Annotated in this window: 5 protein-coding genes; all 5 read left to right on the top strand. The window is 46.9% G+C overall.

Annotation, left to right across the window (positions count from 1 at the left end):
- Positions 1-400: 400 nt before the first annotated feature.
- The 5 genes from mltG to rpiB all read left to right on the top strand — a co-directional run bounded on the left by mltG (position 401) and on the right by rpiB (position 6,146).
- On the top strand, positions 401-1,426 hold the full coding sequence (gene mltG / locus B5F71_RS18140) for an endolytic transglycosylase MltG (protein WP_087213160.1): 1,026 nt from the start codon (positions 401-403) through the stop codon (positions 1,424-1,426).
- A 60-nt stretch (positions 1,427-1,486) separates the two neighbouring features.
- On the top strand, positions 1,487-2,977 hold the full coding sequence (locus B5F71_RS18135) for a capsule assembly Wzi family protein (RefSeq protein WP_087213157.1): 1,491 nt from the start codon (positions 1,487-1,489) through the stop codon (positions 2,975-2,977).
- Positions 2,978-3,008: 31 nt separating this feature from the next.
- Entirely contained in the window at positions 3,009-3,452 is a 444-nt protein-coding gene (locus tag B5F71_RS18130; RefSeq protein WP_241148646.1) for a lipocalin-like domain-containing protein, read from the top strand.
- 245 nt (positions 3,453-3,697) lie between these two features.
- On the top strand, positions 3,698-5,710 hold the full coding sequence (locus tag B5F71_RS18125; RefSeq protein WP_087213151.1) for a transketolase: 2,013 nt from the start codon (positions 3,698-3,700) through the stop codon (positions 5,708-5,710).
- Between the two features lies 1 nt (position 5,711).
- On the top strand, positions 5,712-6,146 hold the full coding sequence (gene rpiB / locus B5F71_RS18120; RefSeq protein WP_022040735.1) for a ribose 5-phosphate isomerase B: 435 nt from the start codon (positions 5,712-5,714) through the stop codon (positions 6,144-6,146).
- Positions 6,147-6,339: the final 193 nt, after the last annotated feature.

Raw genomic sequence — 6,339 nt, 5'->3', positions numbered from 1 at the left:
GCTCCTGTTCTTCGTCAGATAGCCCGCTATCTTCCTCATCACAGAAGCAAAAATGCCTCAAAAACTCATCCCAAATCATCGCACGATAAATTCAAAACAGCTTCTTAAATTTAATGAATCTGCATGTCCGCAATTAGCCAATCCGGTTGAGTTGAAAACGCAGTAGTACTTCATTTGCCGATGAAGTATATATCCGTAGGCGGATGGAGATATATTCAAACGCAGATGCAGTATATATTCATTTTCCAAGGGTATGTATTGGCTGTTTGCGGAATTCATAATTCAAAACTGTTTTTCAAAAACAGTTCCTCATCTATTTCTCAATTACGTTTTCGTAATTTACCCAGTATCTTGCTTTTTTGTATTATCTTTGCCCCCAAATTTGAACTACTAAATTAAAATGAAAAAGAAACGACTGCTTATTGGAGGAAGCATCCTGTTCCTAATCCTAGCCTCAGGCATCATAACAGGATATGCCTGCCTAATGAACCAACCGCTGGGAATTGAAAAATCCACTTTCTTATATATAGACAATGATGACAACATAGACTCTGTATGCTATAAATTGGAACACAGGCTGCATGCCAGCAGGCTGACAGGATTTCGCCTGCTGGCATTCCAAAGTGATTATACCAACCACATCCACTCGGGAGCCTATCTGTTTACTCCAGAAGCACGTACGTGGCAAATCTTCCGGACGTTACAAGCTGGAAACCAAACGCCTGTATCGGTCACTATCCCCAGCGTGCGCACCATCGGAAAACTATGCCAATCTATTTCACACCAATTGATGATGGATTCGACCGCAATTGCCAGCCTCCTGACAGACAGTACATATTGTGCCAGTTTGGGATATAACGCTTATACCCTGCCTGCTCTATTTATTCCAAACACCTATGAAGTATATTGGAACACCAGTTGCAAAGACTTCATAAAACGCATGCAGAAAGAACATCAACGGTTCTGGAATGAAAAACGCACGGCACAGGCAAAAGCTATCGGACTTACCCCGACTGAGGTAAGTACCCTTGCATCCATCGTAGACGAAGAAACGGCTAACCAAGCAGAAAAACCGATAGTGGCAGGACTGTACATTAACCGGCTGAAAGCAAACATGCTGCTTCAAGCAGACCCTACTGTTAAATTCGGATTACAGGAATTTGGATTACGCCGCATTTTATACAAACATCTGGAGACCGACAGCCCGTATAATACCTATATATATAAAGGACTTCCTCCTGGTCCTATCCGCATTCCCAGCATACAAGGATTGGAAAGTGTATTAAACTATTCACATCACGACTATCTGTACATGTGTGCCAAAGAAGATTTTTCGGGTACGCACAATTTTGCCCGTACCATGAGCCAGCACCTTGCCAATGCCCGACGTTATCAACAGGCATTGAACCGAAGGAATATCCGGTAAACTTGAGCGGATTGTCTTAAATAATCATTACATTTGCATCACATTTTCAATAATTACAATATGAATTGGAAAAAACTAACTTTATGGCTGGCAGCAGGTTGCCTATCATTGCCCGCTATTGCCCAACAAACAGACACCACCCTCACCTACCGCATCGAAGCAAGCGGCAATCTGTCGGATGGTACGTATGCACCGCTCTGGTTCACAGCCAACCGGTATGGGTTATCCAGCCAGAAACCAAACAGTGGCTACATCCGAGCCGGACTACATTACGGAAAAAAACTGAACCGCCACTGGCGCATCGAAGCAGGACTTGACCTGGCAGGTGCCGCCGATCAAGTTTCCGGTTTTGTTATACAACAAGCGTACGCCGACATCGCGTGGAAATTCCTGCGCCTCAGCATTGGAAGCAAAGAACGCCCGGGTTTCCCACTTACGAAAAATGAAAGACTGAGCAGCGGCATGATGGTAGAAGGACCGAATGCCCGGCCAGTTCCGCAAGTCAGAATAGACATCCCCGAATATGTCACCATCCCTGGTACGGGCAATTGGCTTGCCTTAAAGGGGCATCTTGCTTACGGAGCGTTTACCGACTGGAACTGGCAGGAAGATTTCGCAGCTCCCGAGACCAATTGGGGCAAACATATCCTGTATCACAGCAAGTCGTTGATGTTCCGCATCGGGAACCGTGAAAAGTTTCCGGTAGAGTTCGAACTGGGACTGCTGATGGCTGCACAGTTTGCCGGAGCACAAATGCTGAAGAATGCCGATGGAAGCAGTACGGTCTCTGTAGACATGCCCGGCGGACTGAAAAGTTTCTTTAAGGCATTCATCCCAATGAGCGGAGGAAGCGACACACCTTGGGGCGATCAAGTAAACGTAGAAGGCAACCACTTGGGAAGCTGGAATTTTGCCTTGACCTATTACTTGAATGACTGGCGGTTCCGTGCTTACTTAGACCATTATTTCGATGACCATTCGCAAATGGTATGGCAATACGGACGGTGGAAAGACGGACAGCTAGGCATCGAAATAGACCTGCCGAAGAATCGTTGGTTAAGCGCAATTGTATGGGAAACCATGTCGACCAAACAGCAGACCGGCCCGCTACTGTATGACGAATTTGCCGGAACACTGGGTTATCAGGTCAGTGCATCCGATAATTATTACAACAACTATTGCTATCAGGCATGGCAGCACTGGGGACAAGGTATGGGAAATCCTTTCCTTCCGGGGCCTATTTATAATAAAGACGGAGAAATCACTTTCAAGAGCAACCGCGTGCGTGCCCAGCATTTAGGCATCGAAGGCGACCCAAGTGAGGAATGGAACTGGCGCATACTGATATCGTTTGCACGCCATTGGGGAACCTACCAAACACCGCTGGACAAACAACGCAAACAGTTCAGTTCGCTTTATGAGGTGAGCTATACTCCCCAATGGGCCAAAGGATGGGGCGCAACCGTAGGCGTAGGACTCGACCGCGGAAATTATTTAGGAAACTCTACAGGAGGTATCCTGACAATCCGGAAAACAGGGAAGATATTTTAAGTTTGTGAGTTTTTAAGTTTTGATTGTTAATATGAAAGCCATACATTTATTAATTGCGATGTGTTTCTTCGCCTTGTTCGCTTCTTGCGAGAAAAAGCCTATTGACGAAAACATCGAAGGCATGTGGAAATTGGAACAGTTTACCACCCTTGACGATGGCATTGTCCACCGTGACTGCCAGCGCATCTTTTATAGCATCCAGTTGAAGATTGTACAGATAGCTGAAAAGCAATGCACGCACAAATACGGCACATTCGTCGGACATTTTTACCTGAACGAAGACCATAGCCAGGCAACCATGAAAGATTTCCGTTTCCGTGAATCAACCGGCGACAGCGGTGAAGATGTTCCAGTAGAGCGGCTGCTTCCTTTCGGCATCAACTCACTTGAAACGACCTTCGATGTTTTGAAAGCCGACGGGAAACACCTCGTCCTCCAGTCAGATTACGCCAAACTGGAATTTATCAGTTTCTGATGAACCCCAATAAACAGACTCTAAACGCGCAGGAAAAAGCATCCGATGACTTCATGGCTTGAGGCTTTTTCCTGCGTTTTTCGGTATGTCTGCGAACGGCAAATTAGCGCTGAAAAGAAAAATTATCCTTTTATCCACCATTTCTTACCCTTCCATCCCCAATTTTAGATTCCGAATTTGCTTGCACATTCCAGATTTTTCTTATCTTTGCAACAAACTAATACATCCAACTAATATATCCAATAATGAAAAACAGTAAAGAACTTATGAACCGCGCAGCCGATAACATCCGTATCTTGGCTGCTTCAATGGTAGAAAAAGCTAAATCCGGACACCCGGGTGGCGCTATGGGTGGTGCAGACTTTGTAAATGTACTCTTCTCTGAGTTTTTAGTTTACGACCCTGAAAATCCCCGTTGGGAAGGCAGAGACCGCTTCTTCCTTGACCCAGGACACATGTCGCCGATGCTGTACTCTGTACTGGCGTTGACCGGCAAATTCACCATGGACGAATTGCAACAATTCCGTCAATGGGGAAGCCCTACTCCAGGACATCCTGAAGTAGACGTCATGAGAGGCATCGAAAACACTTCCGGCCCGCTGGGACAAGGACACACATTCGCTGTAGGTGCCGCCATCGCAGCTAAATTCCTGAAAGCACGTTTAGGTGACGTAATGAACCAAACGATTTATGCTTACATCTCAGACGGAGGTGTACAAGAAGAAATCTCACAAGGCTCGGGACGTATCGCCGGACACTTGGGACTGGACAACTTGATTATGTTCTACGACTCGAACGATATCCAGCTGTCTACCGAATGTAAAGACGTAACAGACGAAGATGTAGCCAAGAAATACGAGGCATGGGGCTGGAAAGTCATTACAATCAATGGGAATGACGCTGACGAAATCCGTGCCGCATTGACCGAAGCAAAAGCCGTAACAGGTCAGCCTACCTTGATTATCGGTAAGACCATCATGGGTAAGGGGGCACGTAAGGCAGACAACAGCAGCTACGAACACAACTGCGCTACACACGGCGCGCCGTTGGGAGGTGACGCTTACACCAATACCGTCAAGAACTTGGGTGGCAATCCGGAACAACCGTTCCAAATCTTCCCGGAAGTAGCGGAACTTTACGCAAAACGCCGCGAAGAACTGAAAGCCATCGTAGGCGAACGCTATGCGGCTAAAGCAGAATGGGCAAAGGCTAATCCGGAACTGGCTGCCAAGATGGAATACTGGTTCTCTGGCAAAGCTCCTCAAGTAAACTGGGACGCTATCCAGCAAAAAGCAGGTTCGGCTACACGTGGTGCTTCGGCTACTGTGCTCGGCGCATTGGCAGAACAAGTAGAAAACATGGTTTGCGCATCTGCCGACTTGTCTAACTCTGATAAGACCGACGGTTTCTTGAAAAAGACACATGCCTTTACGAAAAACGACTTCAGCGGCGCATTCTTCCAAGCAGGTGTATCAGAATTGACCATGGCATGCTGCTGCATCGGTATGGCATTGCACGGAGGCGTTATCCCCGCATGCGGTACCTTCTTTGTATTCTCCGACTACATGAAACCAGCTGTACGTATGGCTGCCCTGATGGAAACTCCTGTGAAGTTCATTTGGACACACGACGCATTCCGTGTAGGCGAAGACGGACCTACTCATGAACCGGTAGAACAAGAAGCACAAATCCGCTTGATGGAGAAACTGAAAAACCACAAGGGACACAACTCAATGTTGGTTCTCCGCCCGGCAGATTGCGAAGAGACTACTCAGGCATGGAAGCTGGCAATGGAAAACACGACCACTCCTACTGCACTGATTTTCTCTCGCCAGAATATTGCCAACTTGCCCGAAGGAAACGATTATACCCAGACAGCCAAAGGCGCTTATGTCGTAGCCGGCTCTGACGAAAACCCGGATGTTATCCTGCTGGCTTCAGGTTCGGAAGTATCTACTTTGGTAGCCGGAACTGAACTACTCCGTAAAGATGGCATCAAGGTGCGTATCGTTTCTGTTCCTTCGGAAGGACTGTTCCGCAGCCAAAGCAAAGAATATCAGGACAGCGTCCTTCCTGCCGGAGTAAAGAAATTCGGTCTGACAGCCGGACTGCCTGTAAATCTGCTTGGACTGGTAGGCACTGACGGAAAGATTTGGGGATTGGAATCATTCGGTTTCTCGGCTCCGTACAAGGTTTTGGACGAAAAGCTGGGCTTCACAGCCGAAAACGTATACAACCAAGTAAAAGCCATGTTCTAATATGAAACTGATAGGATTGGCTTCCGACCATGCCGGCTTTGCATTGAAACAATATGTAAAGCAATGGCTCGAAGCAAAAGGTTGGGAATATAAAGACTTCGGCACATATACTGCCGACAGTTGCGACTACGCAGACTTTGCACACCCGTTGGCACTTGCCGTAGAAGCGGGCGAATGTTATCCGGGTATTGCAATCTGTGGCAGCGGAGAAGGCATCAGCATGACTCTGAACAAACATCAGGGCATACGTGCCGCACTTTGCTGGATTCCGGAGATTTCCCACTTGGCACGCCAGCATAATGATGCCAACGTTTTGGTAATGCCTGGACGTTTCATTGACAACGAGATGGCGGACAAAATTATGACCGAATTCTTCAACACTGCTTTTGAAGGAGGACGTCACCAAAAACGCATCGATAAAATGCCGGTCCACTAACCGGTACCTTTTAAAAATGCGGATTAACGCAGGCTTTCGCAGCATAGAATAACTAACTGCCCAATCTGCGTTAATCCGCATTTTATTTAGAAGCTGTTTTGAATTTATCGTGCGATGATTTGGGATGAGTTTTTGAGGCATTTTCGCTTCTGTGATGAGGAAGATAGCGGGCTATCTGACGAAGAACAGGAGC

Source organism: Bacteroides sp. An269 (genome assembly GCF_002159755.1).
Classification (GTDB): Bacteria; Bacteroidota; Bacteroidia; order Bacteroidales; family Bacteroidaceae; genus Phocaeicola; species Phocaeicola intestinalis.
This window is presented reverse-complemented; position numbering and strand designations above follow the sequence as displayed.

Coding starts and splice junctions, on each gene's coding strand:
- B5F71_RS18135 (WP_087213157.1), top strand. CDS start 1,487: ATGAATTGGAAAAAACTAACTTTATGGCTGGCAGCAGGTTGCCTATCA.
- B5F71_RS18130 (WP_241148646.1), top strand. CDS start 3,009: ATGAAAGCCATACATTTATTAATTGCGATGTGTTTCTTCGCCTTGTTC.
- mltG (WP_087213160.1), top strand. CDS start 401: ATGAAAAAGAAACGACTGCTTATTGGAGGAAGCATCCTGTTCCTAATC.
- rpiB (WP_022040735.1), top strand. CDS start 5,712: ATGAAACTGATAGGATTGGCTTCCGACCATGCCGGCTTTGCATTGAAA.
- B5F71_RS18125 (WP_087213151.1), top strand. CDS start 3,698: ATGAAAAACAGTAAAGAACTTATGAACCGCGCAGCCGATAACATCCGT.